Annotated in this window: 15 protein-coding genes and 1 pseudogene; 3 read left to right on the top strand and 13 right to left on the bottom strand. The window is 56.4% G+C overall.

Annotated features, from left to right (window positions below; genetic code table 11):
* Nucleotides 1–26: 26 nt before the first annotated feature.
* From F8N12_RS10020 to F8N12_RS09980, 9 genes are all read right to left on the bottom strand, one after another.
* Nucleotides 27–2,057, bottom strand: coding sequence for a nitric oxide reductase activation protein NorD (locus F8N12_RS10020; protein ID WP_150580281.1), 2,031 nt, complete (start codon nucleotides 2,055–2,057; stop codon nucleotides 27–29).
* Nucleotides 2,057–2,866, bottom strand: a complete 810-nt coding sequence (locus F8N12_RS10015) for a CbbQ/NirQ/NorQ/GpvN family protein (RefSeq protein ID WP_150580314.1) — start codon at nucleotides 2,864–2,866, stop codon at nucleotides 2,057–2,059. Before F8N12_RS10015 ends, F8N12_RS10020 begins: the two co-directional genes overlap by 1 nt.
* 11 nt (nucleotides 2,867–2,877) lie before the next feature.
* Nucleotides 2,878–4,254, bottom strand: a complete 1,377-nt coding sequence (locus tag F8N12_RS10010; RefSeq protein ID WP_150580280.1) for a cbb3-type cytochrome c oxidase subunit I — start codon at nucleotides 4,252–4,254, stop codon at nucleotides 2,878–2,880.
* A gap of 58 nt (nucleotides 4,255–4,312) precedes the next feature.
* On the bottom strand, nucleotides 4,313–5,182 hold the full coding sequence (locus F8N12_RS10005; protein ID WP_150580279.1) for a c-type cytochrome: 870 nt from the start codon (nucleotides 5,180–5,182) through the stop codon (nucleotides 4,313–4,315).
* Nucleotides 5,183–5,439: 257 nt separating this feature from the next.
* The gene (locus F8N12_RS28225) at nucleotides 5,440–5,664 is read right to left on the bottom strand and encodes a cupin domain-containing protein (RefSeq protein WP_323055222.1); all 225 of its coding nucleotides are present in this window, start codon (nucleotides 5,662–5,664) and stop codon (nucleotides 5,440–5,442) included.
* A gap of 1,178 nt (nucleotides 5,665–6,842) precedes the next feature.
* Entirely contained in the window at nucleotides 6,843–7,064 is a 222-nt protein-coding gene (locus F8N12_RS09995; protein ID WP_150580277.1) for a hypothetical protein, read from the bottom strand.
* Nucleotides 7,065–7,162: 98 nt separating this feature from the next.
* Nucleotides 7,163–7,393, bottom strand: a complete 231-nt coding sequence (locus F8N12_RS09990) for a hypothetical protein (RefSeq protein WP_412072138.1) — start codon at nucleotides 7,391–7,393, stop codon at nucleotides 7,163–7,165.
* A gap of 2 nt (nucleotides 7,394–7,395) precedes the next feature.
* Nucleotides 7,396–7,686, bottom strand: a complete 291-nt coding sequence (locus F8N12_RS09985; protein ID WP_150580276.1) for a hypothetical protein — start codon at nucleotides 7,684–7,686, stop codon at nucleotides 7,396–7,398.
* A gap of 142 nt (nucleotides 7,687–7,828) precedes the next feature.
* Complete coding sequence (locus F8N12_RS09980) at nucleotides 7,829–8,446, bottom strand: sugar O-acetyltransferase (RefSeq protein WP_224787693.1); 618 nt, start codon at nucleotides 8,444–8,446, stop codon at nucleotides 7,829–7,831.
* A 495-nt stretch (nucleotides 8,447–8,941) separates the two neighbouring features.
* Between F8N12_RS09980 and F8N12_RS09975 the strand changes: the two are divergent.
* Both F8N12_RS09975 and F8N12_RS09970 read left to right on the top strand, forming a co-directional pair.
* Nucleotides 8,942–9,430 (top strand): annotated as a pseudogene (locus F8N12_RS09975) (transposase); the annotation flags it as partial.
* Between the two features lie 579 nt (nucleotides 9,431–10,009).
* Complete coding sequence (locus F8N12_RS09970) at nucleotides 10,010–11,458, top strand: phospholipase effector Tle1 domain-containing protein (RefSeq protein ID WP_150580275.1); 1,449 nt, start codon at nucleotides 10,010–10,012, stop codon at nucleotides 11,456–11,458.
* A 67-nt stretch (nucleotides 11,459–11,525) separates the two neighbouring features.
* Here F8N12_RS09970 and F8N12_RS09965 read toward each other — a convergent pair whose 3' ends face one another.
* Nucleotides 11,526–13,046, bottom strand: coding sequence for a hypothetical protein (locus F8N12_RS09965; RefSeq protein ID WP_150580274.1), 1,521 nt, complete (start codon nucleotides 13,044–13,046; stop codon nucleotides 11,526–11,528).
* 573 nt (nucleotides 13,047–13,619) lie between these two features.
* Entirely contained in the window at nucleotides 13,620–15,344 is a 1,725-nt protein-coding gene (mobH, locus tag F8N12_RS09960; protein ID WP_150580273.1) for a MobH family relaxase, read from the bottom strand.
* A 222-nt stretch (nucleotides 15,345–15,566) separates the two neighbouring features.
* Here mobH and F8N12_RS09955 point away from each other — a divergent pair, with 222 nt between their 5' ends.
* Nucleotides 15,567–15,764, top strand: coding sequence for a hypothetical protein (locus F8N12_RS09955; RefSeq protein WP_007901093.1), 198 nt, complete (start codon nucleotides 15,567–15,569; stop codon nucleotides 15,762–15,764).
* 132 nt (nucleotides 15,765–15,896) lie between these two features.
* Here F8N12_RS09955 and F8N12_RS09950 read toward each other — a convergent pair whose 3' ends face one another.
* Complete coding sequence (locus F8N12_RS09950) at nucleotides 15,897–16,856, bottom strand: ArdC family protein (RefSeq protein WP_150580272.1); 960 nt, start codon at nucleotides 16,854–16,856, stop codon at nucleotides 15,897–15,899.
* Nucleotides 16,857–16,986: 130 nt separating this feature from the next.
* Nucleotides 16,987–17,316: a hypothetical protein gene (locus F8N12_RS09945; RefSeq protein ID WP_150580271.1), complete on the bottom strand. Its 330-nt coding sequence runs from the start codon at nucleotides 17,314–17,316 to the stop codon at nucleotides 16,987–16,989.
* Nucleotides 17,317–17,507: the final 191 nt, after the last annotated feature.

Below are 17,507 nucleotides of genomic sequence, written 5' to 3'. Positions count from 1 at the left end.
AATATTTCCTCGCGTTACGGTGTCGATTAGGCCGATATCAGTCGTTTGAGCCACTCTAGGAGTACGCCCGGCAGCAGTTCCGGTTTGGGCAGCAAGGCGTATTGCTGGGCCCCGAAGACTCTAGGCAGGTAGTTGGCGGCCTGGCGGTCGATGGTCAGGCAAAAGGGGTAGATGCCCTGCAACTTGGCTTCATTGACGGCCTGGCGCATGTCCTCGACGCCGTAACGGCCTTCGTAGTCGTCAACATCATTAGGTTTGCCATCGGAGAGCAGCAACAGCAGCCGGTGCGTGGCCGGCTCCTTCATCAGCAGGCCGCTGGCGTGACGAATCGCGGCGCCGGCGCGGGTGTAGCGTTCCGGTTCGAGCCCAGCGATGCGCTGGCCGATTTCCTCGCTGTAGTGCTCGTCGAATGCCTTGATGCTGCGCAGCGTCACCATGCCCGGCCCTTCGCCGGAAAAGGTCTGCACGCTGTAGCGTTCGTCCAAGCCTTCGAGCGCCATGCACATCAGCAACAGGGCTTCGCGCTCGACGTCGATGATGCGCCGGTTACTTGATAGCCAACCGTCGGTGGAGCCGCTGGCGTCGATTAGCAGCATGATGGCCATGTCACGACGTGCGCTGCGCTGCGATTGGTAGACGGCCTGGGGCATGTCCAAGCCGGCACGCGCTTCACCCAAGGCGTCGATATAGGCGTCCAGATCCAACTCGTCGCCATCCAGTTGGCGGCGCAGACGTAGCCGGCGGGCGCGCAGCATCTCGAATTGGCGGCGAATGGCGTCGAGCATCGATCGATGGGTTTCCAGTGTTTGCGTGACCCACTGCGATGTTCCCAACGGGGCCGGCAAGAGATGAACTGTGGTGCCGGGGTTGCGATAGCTGCCGCGTTTGTAGTCCCATTCGGGATAACTGAGCTGTTCGGCATGGCTTTCCGACTTGTTGCCGGCTTGCAGGCTGCAGGCATCCGGCGGATCGTCGGAAACAAGAACTTCCTTCGGACTGCCCGGGGTACGCACCAGGCGCGCTTCGTTGAGCTCGGATAGAGAGTCGGCGTATTCCTCGGCCGGGGTGGCCTCGTCGCGGTCGGTGGGGCGTTGCATGCCCATCGGATCTTCCGCCTGCTCCAGCGGAGGAGAGGGTTGCACCATCCAGATGCCATCCGGCTGTTCCTCGTCTTCGCCTTCCACCGCTTCGCGCACCTCGGGGCGGCGTGACAGGCGGGCGCCGTGCGGGTTGGTTGGCGCGGGGTCGGGTTCGCTGCGGTTGTCATTGTCGTGTGAGCGACTGTCGGGAGCCGAACGCAGGTCTCCCGTCCAGTGATCAAGCAGCAGGGGTTGCTTGCCCGGCTGCGCCGATGGCTGTCCGTCATCCAACGTGATTGCCAGGTGGCGCGCCTGAATCAGTGCGTCGTCGGGTGTGACGGGTGGATGCAATCCAGCGATGGGCTCGCCACAGCGCTGCTGCAATACTTGCCGAAGCAAGCGCTCCAACGGCTGACGGGATGGAGAGAACTGACTCAGCGCCGGCCTTTCGCTCAAGGCTTGCCGGCGCAATCCGTTCAGGGCATCGGCGATACCCGGCAGACGTTCAAGCAGCTGAAAGTCTGCGGCCCAGGCTTCGAGCAGCAGATAAAGACTGCGTTGCAGCGGTGTATCCAAGGCGTCGTGGAGCGTGGCGCTGCCACGCCAGGCACGCATCGCCTGTTGCAGAGCGAGGGTGCGATACCGCGGGAGCGCTTGTTGAAAATCCGCGATGCCCAAATGAGCAGGCAGCCAGATACGCACCCCGTCGGTGGCGGGCACGGCGGTTTGTCGATAGGGGCGTTCGACACGCTGAAAGAGTTTGGCCAGCAGTGTCGGCGGCGCCGGTGGCTGAGCGATGCGCAGCGGATAGCTGCAACCGAAGACCGCGTGAGTTAACAGGTCGAGTCGCTCGGCCACATCCTCCAGAGCGATGGGTCTCGCCGTATTGAGCGCGTTGCGTCGGCGTTGCCAGAGCCGTTGTACGTACACGGTGGCATGGCGGGCGACGTCGCTGATGACGTCTTCGGCTTCGGCCATCAGACGAAGGTCATGTCGACCAGATCATGCATGGCGCCCACCAGTGTGGCATCGTCGGACAGCGGCGAAATTAGCGCGGCGTTGCAGGCTGCGCGCGCCGGGATGCCGCTGGCGATCAGACGGGCGGTGGCGATCAGCAAGCGAGTGCTCGGTACTTCGGCGAGGCCACGATCATGCAATGCGCGCAACCGCTGGCACAGCGAGACGAGGGCGGTGGCGATGGCGTGGTCGGCGCCGCTCTCGCGCATTACGATGCGTGTCTCTCGCTCAGGGGAGGGAAAGTCGAAATCCAACGCGACGAAGCGTTGCCGGGTGCTGGGTTTGAGATCCTTGAGCATGCGCTGATAACCAGGATTGTAAGAGACCACCAGCTGGAAGCCGGCCGCAGCCTCGAGGGTTTCGCCGGTTTTGTCCAGCGGCAGAATGCGTCGGTGGTCAGTGAGCGGGTGGAGCACGACTATGGTGTCCTGGCGCGCCTCGACCACTTCGTCCAGGTAGCAGATAGCGCCTTCGCGCACCGCTCGGGTCAGCGGCCCGTCGACCCAGCGGGTACCTTGGTTACCGATCAGAAAACGTCCGATCAGGTCACTGGCAGTCATGTCGTCGTGGCAGGAAATGGTCACCAGCGGACGGCCCAGGCGCCAAGCCATATGCTCTACGAAACGGGTCTTGCCGCAGCCGGTCGGGCCTTTGAGCATGACGGCCAACTGCCGTGCGTGGCATTGCTCGAAAATCATCACTTCGTCGCCGCTGGCTTCGTACCAGGGCGCTTCATCGGCGTGTTTGGCGACCGGTCCGGAGCCGGCCATTCGCAGATCGGTCACAAGCCTGGCCTTGCGGCGCTAGTGGTGGTTATCGGCAGCGGTTCACTGTCGCCCACACTCAGGCGCGGCGGGAAGCGGAAGAAGTCGTAGATGAACATGCCAACGCCAAGGGCGAAGAGCGATCCAGTCGCTACCAGCATCAGGAAATGCACCTGGATCTTCAGCTGGGTATCGAGATAACCCATGCCGAGGATGCGCTCCAAGTAGACCTGGCCGATTCCCGCCGTACCGAACGACAGGGTCATGCCAAACATCCCGGCCAGCTGCAACCAGAACGCCCAGTAGCCGAGGTTAGTGCCGTCCACATTCTCGCGGCGGGTGATCGAGGGCATAGCGTAGGTGATCATCGCCAGTACGATCATCACGTATGCGCCGTAGAAGGCCGCATGTCCGTGCATGGCGGTGATCAGGGTGCCGTGAGTCCACTTGTTGACGCTGGGAAAGGTATGCGCAAGGCCTAGCAGGCCGGCGCCGAACATCGTGAACAGCGCGCTCCCAATGGTCCAGTGCAGAGCCAGTTTGTTCGGGTGTGCAAGCCCGGAGCGGCGCATAGCGTAGTAGGCGTACATCGCCATGCCCACCAGTGCGACTGGCTCCAGCGCGCTGAATAAGCCGCCGATCGGCAGCCAGTAAGTGGGTACGCCGATCCAATAATAGTGGTGCGCGGTACCGATAATTCCGGCGATGAAAACCAGGCCGACGATCACATACAGCCACTTTTCCATCACCTCGCGATCGGCGCCGGAGAGACGGATCAGCAAGTAGGCAAGGAAGCCGCCCTGGATCATTTCCCACACGCCCTCGACCCAGAGATGGATGGTCCACCAACGGTAGTAGATCGACACCACATAATTCTCGTAATGCAGCAGGGCCGGCAGATAGAGCACTGCCGCGCTACCCAAGCCGAGCAGTAACACGCCCTCGGTGGTGGTGAAGCGGCCGGATTTCTTGATCGTCATGCCGATGTTGTAGAGGAAGATCAGCATGCAGATAACAATAACGATCTTGTGCGGTAACGGCTGCTCGAGCAGTTTGTTCCCGGTGCCATAACCGAACAGATAACCGATGACGGCAGTGACACCCATTACTGTCCACAAACCGAGCTGGATGTAGGCGAGTTTGGTGCTGTACAGCTCAGTGCGTGATTCGTCCGGCACCATCCAGTAGGTTGCACCCATGAAGCCGGTCAGTACCCAGACGATCAGCAAGTTGGTATGAATCGTCTTGGTGACGTCAAATGGCAAGATGTTTAGCAACGGATCCGGACCCAGGTACTTGGCTGCCGAGAGCAGTCCGAACACCAGTTGCAATCCAAAAAGTACCATTGCGATGGCAAAGTACCAGTAAGCGACCGACTGTGATTTATAACGCATTGCCCACCCCTGAAAAATAATGTCCGGTCAAATCGTCGACAGCTCTAACACGACCTTGTTATTTGAACGTGGCCAGGTAGGCGGCCAGTTGGTCGATCTGCTCGTCGGTCAAAGACTCGGCGTAGTTGTTCGGCATGAATGAAGTACCGCCTGCTGAGTACATCTCGCCAGGGTGCAGATAGGCACTGGGCTTGGTGATCGACTCGCGGATATAGGCTTCCACGCTGTCGGCGCTCCCCGCATATTCCGGCGAGGCTATGGTTTCTAGCGCGCGGGTAGCAATCCCGGCCAGTGTCGGGCCGGCGAGGTTCACGCCGGGGGCGATCGAATGACAGGCGTTGCAGACTGGTGTGGCGGTGCCGAACAGCGCTTCGCCAAGAGCTATCGGGTCATCGCTACCACTGACCGGACGGGCGCCGGGTGGCATGGGGTCGGTGGTTCTGCCGGGACCTGAAGCATCCTGCTGCGCGACTGTGAGAGTAGTGCCTGGAATAGAGGACCCGGTTACCAAGATTGGGCGCGGTGGCCAGCCCTGGTTGTCGACATTGGCGACCCAGTCGAAAAAGGCGATCAGGTCCGAGATTTCCTGGTCGTTCAGATTTGGCTGGGGCATCAGCCGGCGATGCCGTTTCTCATCATAGAATTTTGACGGGTCTTTCAGGAACGCGGTCAGGTACGGCGCGCCGCGATGTTGAGAGATCTTTGTCAGATCCGGCGCGTAATAGGCGCCTTCGCCAAAGATGGTGTGGCAGTTGATGCAGTTATTCTCATGCCAGACATCCTTGCCGCGAGTAACGGCCGGCGTGATGTTCTCGGAATGTGTCAGTGCCGGGAATTGCCGGTGGGTGTCCAAGGTCATGCCCAGGAAAGCCACAGCAGCGATGGCTGTGGAGATCACAGCGAACAGGCGAGTTTGGCGTTTGTTCATGGGATGCTCTCAGAGACGTGTTACACGCCGATACCGGTCCAGTAATAGATGCCGATGGCGCCGGCATAGACAGAGGCCACAAGCATGAGCGCGATGACCGCGAAACTGAGAATTCTGAAAGTCTTTTCCAACGCAGATCTCCTATTTCAGTGCGGTTAGCGGTGAATGGACGAAGCGTCGCTTTTCATTAGGCACAAGTGAGTGCAGTGGCCGTATCGGTGCCGTGCCGCGCTGATCGTTCGCGTGTTGGAGATAGACTATCGGTCCGGCAGTCGAAAGATAGTCACCAGAACGATCGCGTCGGTAAGAGCGTGCAAGGCATGCTCCGCCCCACCTTCGACGTACATCAGATCGCTTTCGCTCATCGTCTGCCAGACCCCACCTGCCCGGACTTCGACCGAACCCTGATGACAGTAAAGCGTGATAGGACCAGCGACAGCGTGAGGCGGAAGCTCTTTGCCAGCTTTCAGAATCAAACGCATTAGCTCGATCTCTGGGCTGCTGACGAGCGCTTGGGAGATCGGGGCCTGCGATGAGTCGACTGAGCTGAGCAGACTGACCACCTCAGCCGATTTGGCATGTTTTAAAGCCACGTTTATATCCCATTGTTATAGGAGGGTAGTCGCTGATCAGGCCTATGGCCACAACCGAAACGATTCAGGCTACTTTCTACGATCAATGTCAAAGCCCTACGGCCGATAGTAGGACGACTTCACCAGGGTGTATACCTAATACCGTCTAATCGCTCGGGTAATCGTCGTCCATATATGGGTGCCTTTTTGCATGATCGAATGATGGCCGAGCAAATGCTCCAGTTCTGGTAGTATCGATGTAGAAGGAACAGAAAATAATGACCGTGAAACATGCCGATTCTTTTGGTTGCAAAATCATCTCGATAACGAGTCAGACACAGAAGGTGTGGGTGCGGATATCTTTAGACCGAGCTTTAGACCTTCCCCGTCAGTAAAAGGTAGCTTCGCGAACGGTCGATCATAATCGGTCATGGTCGCATATACCCGGCGTAGGAACCCCGTGGATGATCTAGACATCAGCGTAGGGTGAGACCTCCACACCCCCGCATGAGAGTGTGCAAAAATATTTCATGCTTAAAATCAAGGGCTACTGTCACCAGTAGCCCTTTTTCTTTGCCTTTCACAAAATCGTGTAACGCTAAAAAAGCAATTCGCCATGACGGTGCTTATTGAGCGATTTGGCGTCGGTGTGCATGGATTTCCTGAGCATCTGACCATCGATGAGGGCAACACTCACTAACATGTCGCTTGGATTCATATACCCCGATAAAGGCCGAGTCTGCGCAATACCCCAGCCATGCAAGATGAGTTGGCGGAACGCTTACGTTTGTAATGCAGACGCGCTTGCCAAGACTCTTGTTGTCTTTGTCGGTCCCGACAGGGGATGTCGTGTGGAGCTCAAGCATCGAATGCCCACCGCCTCGACTGGGGCCAGCGCGTCACAGTGCGGCCACGACTGTCAGCTTTTGGCCGGCAGACTGTTGCGGATGAGTAAGATCTTGATGAAGTTTTAAAGCGAATGCCTCGCAGACGTAGCTACCCGCCGGGACGTTGACCTGCAACAGAAACGGATCCTGTCAGTGCAGTGATTCAGTGGGTAACGGCTGGAAGCTGGCTCAACAGACGGGCTAGATCGTGCCAGGGTGCAGACCGTACCCGGCAGCCGCACAAGCGGGCAAATGATCAAAGGGTTCATGCGCCAGGCTGATCGACTGTGTCGCCTGGCACTGGGTGCAGATCACGAAATCTCCCATAAGGCTCCATCGCCCCGCCCAGCCAATTTGCCGCTCACAGAGCAGTTTACTGCGATCAAGCGCCACGCAATGCGTGAATACCGCGTCCTTCGTCATGCAAGAGCTCCTTGCAGGGGATGAGGCGAACTTACCGGTTCATTCCCTTGAGCCCAGCAGGCGGATGACAGTCGGCTGTAAATCTGCCGACTAAACTTCTACCTGGAACACCCGGATGCCTGCCGCCTCGGCAAAGCGCCCACCGCCGTCAGGCTCGCCCGGGTGCGCAGCGCTTCGCGGCGTGAGCGCACGGGCAGCCAGCGACTTCCGGCCCCGCCCAGACGGACGGCCAACATCCACTTCTCGTCATGACGATTGACCAGTACATCGCGCACCGCACCGCCCTCGAGCATGGCGCGCAGCGCGTCTTCGTGGATACCTTGGCGCATGATTACGCATGCTTCCTGATCCGGTCTGTAAAGTCACTGACCTGCTCAGGTGACAGACAGTCCAAGTCACCGAAGCGCTCCAGATGCTGGATCATCGCTTCATGACTCCCCGGTTGACCGGCGACAATCCGTCGACAAGTTTTTTCAAGGATTAGCCGCGCCATTTGTGGGTTCTCGATGCTCGACGGATCGAACGCCAGCGCAATCGTGGTGGCCAGTTCACCCAAATCGGGGTCGATGCGTTGCAGTGCTCGCAAGGCGTTCAGTTGCCGGGCGGTGATCGGTAACGACACTAGCTTTCCTCCAGTCCATCGACCTGCCAACACCATGAGCACCGGTAAGGGTAGACCAGACTGCCGGGCTCTGGTTTTAAGCGAGCACAAAAAGCCCGCCGCAGCGAGCTCGTCTGTAGGGGGTGGTTTGACGAATGTCCCGTTATGCGCCCTTTGGCAGGCCTTCATTTTGGCTGAAGGCCTGAGCATCAGCCGCTGTGATCTCGCGGAGCACCTTACATGGGTTTCCGACTGCCACCACGTTCGCGGGCAGAGAGCGTGTAACAACACTTCCTGATCCGATCACTACGTTGTCACCAATGCTCACGCCGGGAAGGATGGAAACACCGGCGCCGATCCATACGTTGTGACCAATGTGAATCGGGAGTGCGTACTCTAGGCCTTCGTTTCTGCGGGCAGCATCAAGCGGGTGCCCCGCTGTATAAAGACCCACATTAGGGGCTATAAAAACATTGTCGCCAATCGTGACCTTGGCGCCGTCGAGGATCACCAGATTGGTGTTAGCGTAAAAGTTTTTCCCAATTTCAATGTTGTAGCCGTAGTCACAGTAAAATGGACCTTCGATGGTGAAGCCATCATCAATTCGGGCGACGATGGCCTTTATGAGTTGGGTACGGGCTTCCGTGTCGCTGGGTCGGGTACTGTTCAATTCGAAAAGTTTGTCTTTGACCTCAGCTCGCTGCTTCAGCAATTCCATGTCGTGATTGGCGTTGTAAAGAAGCCCCGCCGCCGCTTTTTGCATCTCATTTATATTTTTCACCCGTGTAGTTCGATCAGGCTTGCCAGGTACCAGTTAAACATATGGATCCGTTGGTCGAACCGCTACCTGCTCACTTCGAGCAGATGAGTTGATCTCCCTCAGACTAAAAACAAATCGGTCACGGCGCCCCCCTTGCTCATGCAGCTGGATGGGCATAGGCCCCGTCGGCATGGATTGCGTCATCCCGACTGCACCCGATGAAACCACGTAATAAGGACCGGTAGCCCTATACAAATCGCGGTTTCCATAGTGTTGCGACGTAATAAGAAAATCTGTAACACATTGATTCATATGTATAAAGCATCCTTCCTGTAATCAGTTGCTCTGCCTCGGTGCAGAACAATCTTCACCACTTGGAAGTCGTCGAAAGTGAGCGAAACTTGGTCGACTCCGCCAGATGCGAACGGCAGCAATCGACCGATTCTGTTGAAAAAGTAGCTCCTCTGGCTGACCTCCGGCAAAATCTCTGCATTGGTCGGAGGGGGATCACGCAGCATGATGGGACAGTTATCGAGTGGGCAGGATCGGCTGTTTTACTCGTTCAACCTTGAAGATCACATTCCAGCCAATCACCTTCTGCGCAGCATTGATCGGTGTCTCGATCTGAGCGACCTGCGCCATTACCTCGCCGATTTCTATAGCCCGATTGGGCGTCCGTCGATTGATCCCGAACTAATGATTCGCATGCTGATCGTGGGCTATTGCTACGGCATTCGCTCAGAGCGGCGGTTGTGCGAAGGCCCATTGAACCTGGCGTATCGCTGGTTCTGCCGGTTGAGCCTTGAAGATGAAGTCCCCAACCACTCGACCTTTTCCAAGAATCGACACGGCCGTTTTCGGGACAGCGATTTGTTTCGCTGGTTGTTCAATGAGGTGCTGCGTCGCTGCATGGACGCAGGTTTGGTCAAGGGCGAAGGGTTTGCCGTGGACGCTAGCATCATCAAGGCGGATGCGAGTCGGCAGCGCGGCGTACCGGGTGACGAACCGGTTAACCGTTCCGTTGTCCGGGTTTGTCACAGGCATTGTTCTGCCACAAAAATCCACGAAGGACTTGTCTCCAGGGAGGTGGATCTGTCGCATGCTCAGCTTTTGCTTGTTGACCCATTCGCGGTATGCGGTAGTTCCGCACATACGGATCTGTGCGGGGGGTAGCAGGTAACTGCCATCCCTACCGCGACCAGTTCTGCGCCCAGTTCCACAGTTACTCCTTTCGTTTTTGGCAGTCCTGAGATGTCGGCTATTAGCAACAACAAACGTTCCTGAGACTGAGGCGGCGTTGATCAATGGCTCAGGGTTCCAGTTAGCCTGGCTCAATGGACACAGCATGCCTCGCGATGGTCGTAGCGGGTGAATTGTTCGCGGTCACAAGCATCCTGCAACTGAGTCATGTATCCCGGAACGACTCCCCGATTGGGTCTTTGGTTGGGCACAGGCGTGACATCGCTCCATATCAGGGCGGCATCTCGAGGCTGGCAATCAATCAAGGAGCGACTGGTACTGCCGATATAGAGCTATCAAGACTTCGGCGCAGGTGATCGATGTCCGCTAGCGGGAAACGTTTGAGTGAGTAAGCTGCCAAGAAATTACGCGGTTCTTCTGTTTTGTCTGGTGTTATCAGGTTGCTCCAGTCTATTTTCCGGCAGTCGTGAAGTGCCGATTTCCGAAGAGCAGAAAACCAGGCTTCATGACTTGGGGGGAATGTCCTCTTTCATATTGCCGAGGGTCAACGATGGCGAGTCGGGTGTATATACCCTGGTCGTGGCGTTTGATGGCACCAACAACGACCTCTTCAATACTCCTGACTCGGAAAACGCCACGGTGGTTGGCAGGCTTTATCAGGATGTTGTCGATGAAATTCGCAAGGGGAGTGAAAAGGCATCTATCCCTGTGGATGCTTTGTCGGCGATTTACTATCGGGGTCCGGGTTGTCCTTCCTGGGTGGCATGCCCCTTTGATTCGGCGATTGGCTGGAGTACCTGGTTGTCGGCCCGTCGCGCCGTGGCCGACGTACAGTCCAAAATTGCGAATCTGGATTCCGGGGTCAGGGAGATTCGTGTCGTTGTCATCGGCTTCAGTCGGGGGGCGGCGACGTCTCGATATTTCCTTAATCTGTTGGCCAGTAAGCCGTTGGTTAACGTGTGGGGTGAAGCGCTGACAGTGCGGTCCTACGCGTTGTTGTTCGATACGGTAGCGACCGGGATGGCGAACTATCTGGATCTGGCGTTACCAGCGAATCTGGAGTTCGCGTACCACTTTGTGGCTCAGAACGAAACTCGCAAGTTTTTCGGGCTGGTGGTCGATGCCGATGAGGGCTACGAAAGTAATCCTCTGGCGAAACTGTTTTACTTTCCGCAGCGGATTGTGACGATTGAAGTACCGGGAGCGCACTCGGACTTGGGCGACTCGTACAAAAAAGGTGCCGGCATGGCGGTCACGCAGTATGCCCGAATGACGATGGCAAGGATGGGATTGAGGCCAAACTTGAAAAACTACAATTGCGCCTTGCCTGAAAACAGTGAGCAGCCAGGCTGTCGCGTGCTGGATGAAGGGCTCCATGACTCACGGGGTACGATTGATCTTCTGCTGAGAGTGCCATCGCCTTATGGTTGTTTCAAATACCGTGAGAAAACCGTGAGGCCTAGTCAGATGAATCTCGACGATGCGATGAATCTGACGTTGCGGCGCTATGACGGCATTGGGAATTTCCCGTTGGATAATGGAAATCTCTTACGTTTTCAATGGCTGGAAAACTATCGCTTCATCAGTCTGGGTGGCCCTCATCCAGTTCTATATCCACGAATCAGTGACATCGGCTTTAATGCTGTAGTCGTGCCGGTGGGTGAGCGATTGAAAGTGGTGCTTAGAGGCGCGAATAACGATCAGGTGTACACCGTGCCCGAGCGAATTTTGCAGCGGGTGCGTGAAACATCGGGGCGTTCCGAGCTTGAACTGAATCTGATCAAGGGGGAGCCGCGCTGGATCGTCAATGGCTGCATGCCGGACGAGGACTGAGCGGCTGCCTGAGTGGACAGGCACTAACAGTGGCCCTACGTTTATCAGGATCTGTTCTGCCCCAGATCTAGACGTTAAGTGGATGGTTTCGAAAGTGTTGCCGGTACGTATTGATCAAAGATTTGTTCCCGCTCTGCTCAGTGATCGAAAGCAGTTCCAAGCCTTCCCGATACCCTAGTTCATATTTGTCTGTGAGCACCTGTTTGGAAGTGATCAGATCTTTCGATGCATCGGTCAGTGATGCGTTTGTCCACAATTCGAATGACAGCTTGCAATCCTTGTAATCAGTGTGTGCTTTGACAAAGTCGCGGAGCACGGGCAGCCGTTTATTCAGCCACTTTTCGACTTCAGCTTCGTCGACGGCACCGTTTGGCCGGTGCCCTTTGCACTCAATGAACACCAGGCTTTTCCTATCTACCTTGACCAGCACATCTATCTCAGCCCTTGCGCCTGTGGTCTGGCTTACTACCTTGTGGTTGAGAATGATGTCGATGGGCTTGTAGAACTCCCGTGCGATTTCGGCGCCTACGTATTCAAACAGGCAACCTCTGAGAGTACTCGCAGAGCCTTCGATTTTGAGAAGGGTCTGGAAGAGCTTGTCGAGTTTGTCTGGATCGCGCGCTGATTGCGCCGTTGAAGTTAACGTTTGGGTCAGTTGCTTCAGCGCCTGGGCAACCTCCGTACCCAGGAGGGTATCAATGGTGGCGGCGATCGCACCGTTGCCCTTGATACGCTTCATAGCTTCGCTTGAGTAGGAGTCCGCCACAAACATCTGCAGCATGGGGGACACCTTCGGGAAGCCTCGGACGTTCAGGCATTTCTTCATGAACGTCTCGATGCAAGCCTCAGAGACCTTGCCACCAAGGTAGATGTCGCAAACAAATGAGCCTGGCTTGATCTTGTTCTGCTCCGAGGACTTGCCGAGGAGAGGGTATAGATAGCAAGGGGCTGTCAGATCCCAGTAGTTCGGGCCAGCGCTGGGAGGATCTACATCATTTCCTCTGATGGTTACCTGGTTGTAGCCCCCAACGCCTAGCCTGCGCGCCCATTCCTTCACAGCGCTCAGCGCGAGGGTCTCTGTCACCAGCCGGGCTTTGAGGCCAGGGACATCGATGTCTTCTTCGCGAAGTGTTCCAAGGGCAACGCATTCCCCTATCCCATCGATATCAACCAACTTGGCAAGATTCGAGGCCAGAAGGTTTTCCAGGAGGCGGTCAGCATTAACCTGTTTCTTCTGCATCTTCGGAGCGCCGCATGCGGTCTTGAAATGCCCCAATGGTAAGACGCCATCTCTCTCTGTAAGGGCCAGGAGCCCGGAGTAGCAGTGGTGGTTGGATGCTTTCAGAGCTTCCAGAAGCCTGTTGGAGAACATCAACATGCCGTAGTGCATGTCGAGATACAGGAAGCGGGCACGGTGAGGAAAGACGATGCCTTTCAGCCTGCGTACCGTTGAAAAGGAGCGCCTGATTGTTTGTCTGGCGGCGTCGCTGTACATCCCATGAACGCTCATGAGCTTTTTCGTAACGTCTGTGCTGAGCTGGGGGCCATCCTTGGCGAGAATCAGCTCTACCTTGTCGGCTGTGGCCATTCTGGGACTCCTAGGAATACGGTGTCGGGGACTGCAAGAAAAGCGGGGATGTCACACTGCGCTATTTATAAGCCCGATTTACGGGCTCGGTATAGATGTTTTTCGATTGCTCCAACCGTAGCCAGTGTGGCTTGGGTTACAGAGCGGCCATGAGGAGCGTTTCTGAATTTTTGTCACCATGTTGGTAATGTCCACCAAGTATCGCGAAGTTCTCATTGGAAATGTCAGCGCTAATTTGCGGCATGGGATAAGCGCTTCGTTGGCGCATGGAAATCCTGACGTTAAGGGTTATCGCGTCCGCTTAAATATGATCTGACCCCGAAATGTTGGAGTTCGGAAGGTGTGTTCCCGGTACGCTTACGGTGGTGTGTAGGGCTCAAAAACCCATCGCATCAGATTAAAAGTTACCCACAAACCGCGTGGATATTTCTGTGGGTAACTGTCTATTTACTACGACGTATACAGGATGCAATGAATTGATCAAAAACTGAGCATCTCTGTTTTCACCAGCAGGAGTGTGGGCTTGATATTCTTCTGTATCTAGAGACGCTAGACCTTGCGATATGTGCATGTTCATTCTGGTTCAAGCAAGAGAAAAGGATTGTCGGCAGGCATCGTTTCGAACAACAGTTCCGGCCTTTCTAGCAAATAACCTTTGAGTCTTGCTTTCTTCCGAGGACCTTGGACCTGACAGATCCAGATGTTCAAGCCATCTTCCCGTTTCCTGTGGACCTTCATTTTTTCGAACTGCTTCTGCACCCAACGCCATTCTTCAATCTCTTGATCGGAATCCTGTGAGATACCAGGAAACTCCTGCGCGTAGCGTTGGAAGAGACCTGGTGTGACCAATAGCACAGTGCCGCTCACTGTGTGGATTTTAGCCTTGCTGTCGTTGATGATCAGCTTGTGGCTCTGGATGCCTGCCTTGACCCAATTCAGGAATGCCTGGCCAGGGTTGTCCGAAGTGGAATTTGATATTTCGAGAGCTTTTTGTGACGGCGTATCACGCACCTCGGTTTCACCCATTCCGAACATATCCAGCAATGTTCCGAGGTAGTCGGCATCCTCCATCGCCATAGGATCTTCCAGCGATTGGTTTTGATGCGATCCTGTTCCGCCTGCCTTGGGGGCTAGTGCAGGTGCCGGAGCGTCAGTCGGGTGGTCATCGACTGCAATGCTCACCGTTCCGCTGAAAGCTTTTGGGCGGTCTTCGTTCCCCCAGATCAATGCCGGTTGAATGCGCAAAAACGTAAAGGTCTGCTGCCAGTCCCCCTGAGCGACAAGAGCGGTCCAGATGGCTTTGCCTTCTGGAGTCGACTCGGCCAGCCCATGCGATTGCAGTTCGTCGAACACAGCAAGGTTGGAGGAGGGAATGCCCTCAATCGCTTGCGACAGTAGATAGGCTCGCAGCTTGTCCGTGACCGTCTTGCTGACCAGCCAGAGTGCGTCCTGGGTCAGCCATCCCGCGGCACCCGGCTGGTTGAGTTTCAACTCGTGCTGAACCAGATGACGTAGTCCGCTGATCAAGTGATGTTGCAGCGAATGAATCGGCGCTTGCAGCGCCTTGCTCGGGTTACCACCGATGTTCTGTGCGGTGGAAACACGGTCGGCCTGCATCACCAACTCACCGAGCACGCCGGCACGTTCGTACTGGCCCGCCAGGACATACAGCAGACTGGCCCACAGTGGCGGAAATCCACTGAGCCAATCGAGGATTGGGCGGTCGAGAATTTGGGTGTAGAGCAAGCCTGCGGCGGCGCCGTGCAGGTGGTAGTCACGCCCCTTGATGTAACGAAAACGGTAGGGCTGATCCAGGAAGCCCTGCCAAGGATGCCAAACACGGCCATCCTGGCGTTCGATCAGCAGGTCCACGGCGATCTTGCCGATGTCATGCAACAGGGCGCCATAGGCAATACCTGCCGACCAGGCGTCAGTCTGGGCAGATTGGTCTTCGGGCGCGGCGCCGGTGGGTAGCAGATACGACTGACGCAGTTTCAAACTGCAAGCGACCAGCTCTAGGCCATGGTCGAGCATGCCGCCGAGATACGCATGGTGGTGTGTCTCGCTGGCTGGAAGTTGCTGGACCTGTTCGGCGTAGCGATGGATCGGGTTTAAATAGAGCTGGGTGAATTGCGCTTGGGAGAGGGCGGTGTACTGCCAAATCCGATCGAGCAACTGACGGCGGTGCTCCGCCGCTAACAAACTGAGGGCCGACTCGACGGGCAGGTAACCTTCGGCGACGCTCACGGTCGGTGGTGGAGTGGGCTTCTGCCTTTTGTGGCGAAACAGATTGAGCATCGTGACCTCCGGGAAGTGGCTGGGTCAGTAGCCTTTTAGCCTTTTCGGATAGGGCTCTTACCCTTGACTCCCCATTCCTTTCCAACCGTTACCCGTCCTTTTGGCTCGTGTCCCTTTGTGCGGCAATCGGACTATCGATACTGCTACACGTCAGTTTGTTGAGGGCTGGTATGGAAAAGACAAGAGTCGGTACACTGCGGTGCCTATTTTTTGGGTCTTGCCATGAACCTCACTGACGCCACGCTCGTGCTGCTGCTCGCGGCACGTATCCATGGGACCGACGAAGCCGTCAGGGCCTCGGCGAAGAGCGTGGTCAAGAAGTTGCCGCGCAGTAAACGCGATCTGATCTACAAGGTGATCGACAGCCGGAGTCCGCTTGAACTGGTGGATTTTCTGGCGCAGAACCTGGATGCGGAATGACAGTCTGCGGGTGTGTGCCCATCTCTGATTCTTTGCATCAGAGCCCCGCGGCATGGGGATTTTTCTGGGCGCAGAAAAAAGGGCCCAACTCGCGTTGGGCCCTGTGATGCGATTGCAGCGGTGAGGTAACAATCAAACTCCATCGTTCATGCATCGTGAGTCATCCATTACCATCTGCTTCAGTTTCTGCTCCAGGTTGAGTACATACTCCGAGGCGCTTCGGGCGTGACCACTGGCGCGAAAGATCGCGCGTTTGTCAGCCTTGAGCAGGCCGAGCCAGGAATCGATATAGCCCTCGTGCCTCAGCTCTCCCTGAATGTCGGCGTAAGCACATAAAAACGCAGCGCCCATCTCGGCGATCAACTCCTCAAGCGCGTAGCCTGGCGAGCCGAACGGATAGGCTGACGTCACCCCCTCACGTTGCAACCGAGCGTGATGCCCGGTCCAGTGCGTCAGCTCGTGCAGTGCGGTGGCGTAGTACCCGCCTTCATCGTGAAATTGTGCTTTTGTCGGCAGTTGGATGAGATCCCTGATCGGGTGGTAAAAGGCTTCGTCGGCAGGCCGATGAACGATGTGTGCACCTGAACTTAACAGCAGATTTTCCGCAACGCTATTGGCCTGGAATGGATCGGTCGGTTCCGTTTCGAGCAGGGTTTGATTGAACATCTCGAGCCCCTCCGTTTGCTCGATGTTGAACAGAAAATGCGTCCTGAGAATGCCGAAGTGAGCAACCTTGGGCTGACCGTTTTCATCGAGTACGGGTTGGCCTGACTCGGTCTGTTCCTCGCGCTCCATCGGCTTGTAGAGCACAGCCAGAGTGCTGTGCTCACCCTTACGGATGTGCCCACCGGCCTTTTTAGCTTGGTTGAAGGTCAGCCAACGATCTTGAGTGAACCCCTGCAACCTGGCCTCGGCCCAGAGCAGCGGTAAATTGATGCCCGAATACGGACGTCGCGTGATGGCATTGATGGGGTAGGGTTGATGGCCGATGTAAGCGGAGCCACTTGAGGACCAGGGTTTGATCCAGGGAGCAACGCCTTGGTCTAACGCGGTAACGATCTTGTCAGTTACGTCTTGGTAGATATCGCGCATGGCAATTTCCTCGAGAGAAAAATGGAGGAACGCCTTGCCCGCCGGGGGAGAGTTCCCCGGTGGGTGATGGGCTGGATTGATGCAGGCCTGCATGCCGTCCGAATGTGGAGGTGGGCGCCGCCAATTGCGCTTAGCGCTGGTGTTCTCCTGTAAGCGCTATCAGTAAGGCGCCAGGCTGACCCGGTTCTTGGAGTAGGCTGAGACTCAATTGCAGCAACGGGTCGTGGTCGAAGTGATCGGTTGGTTCAATGTGGACTACCTCGAACAGCACATAGGGCTTTTGTGGATAGGCCAGGTGGGCTTCGAAGGCTGCGCGCAATACGTGGCTCAACCGATCGATCTGCAGCTTCCCAGCGTGATCGGAACGCTCGAGCTGTACTGCGCGTTGCCACGCGCCAGGTGTGAACACGATGGGCAACCGAAGGGTGTTCAGTGTTTCCGGTGTAAGTGAGTCGGGCATGGTATGTCTCCGTTGAAAACGCGAAGAAACCTGTCCCGTGCGGGAAAAATTTCCCCGCAGTGGGTTGAAGAAAATCAAGAAGGTTTTCCTGACGAGCAGAGCTCGAAAGGCGCTCAGGAGAGCAGTAGGCGTTCATCACCGTAGAAACGGTCACCGTGCGAGCTACCGAACGCTAATCGCACTTGGGGAGA

Origin of the sequence: Pseudomonas fluorescens (assembly GCF_902497625.1) — a bacterium.
Classification (GTDB): Bacteria; Pseudomonadota; Gammaproteobacteria; order Pseudomonadales; family Pseudomonadaceae; genus Aquipseudomonas; species Aquipseudomonas fluorescens_BQ.
Note: the sequence above shows the minus strand (reverse complement) of the source record. Positions and strands in the feature narration are given on the sequence as shown.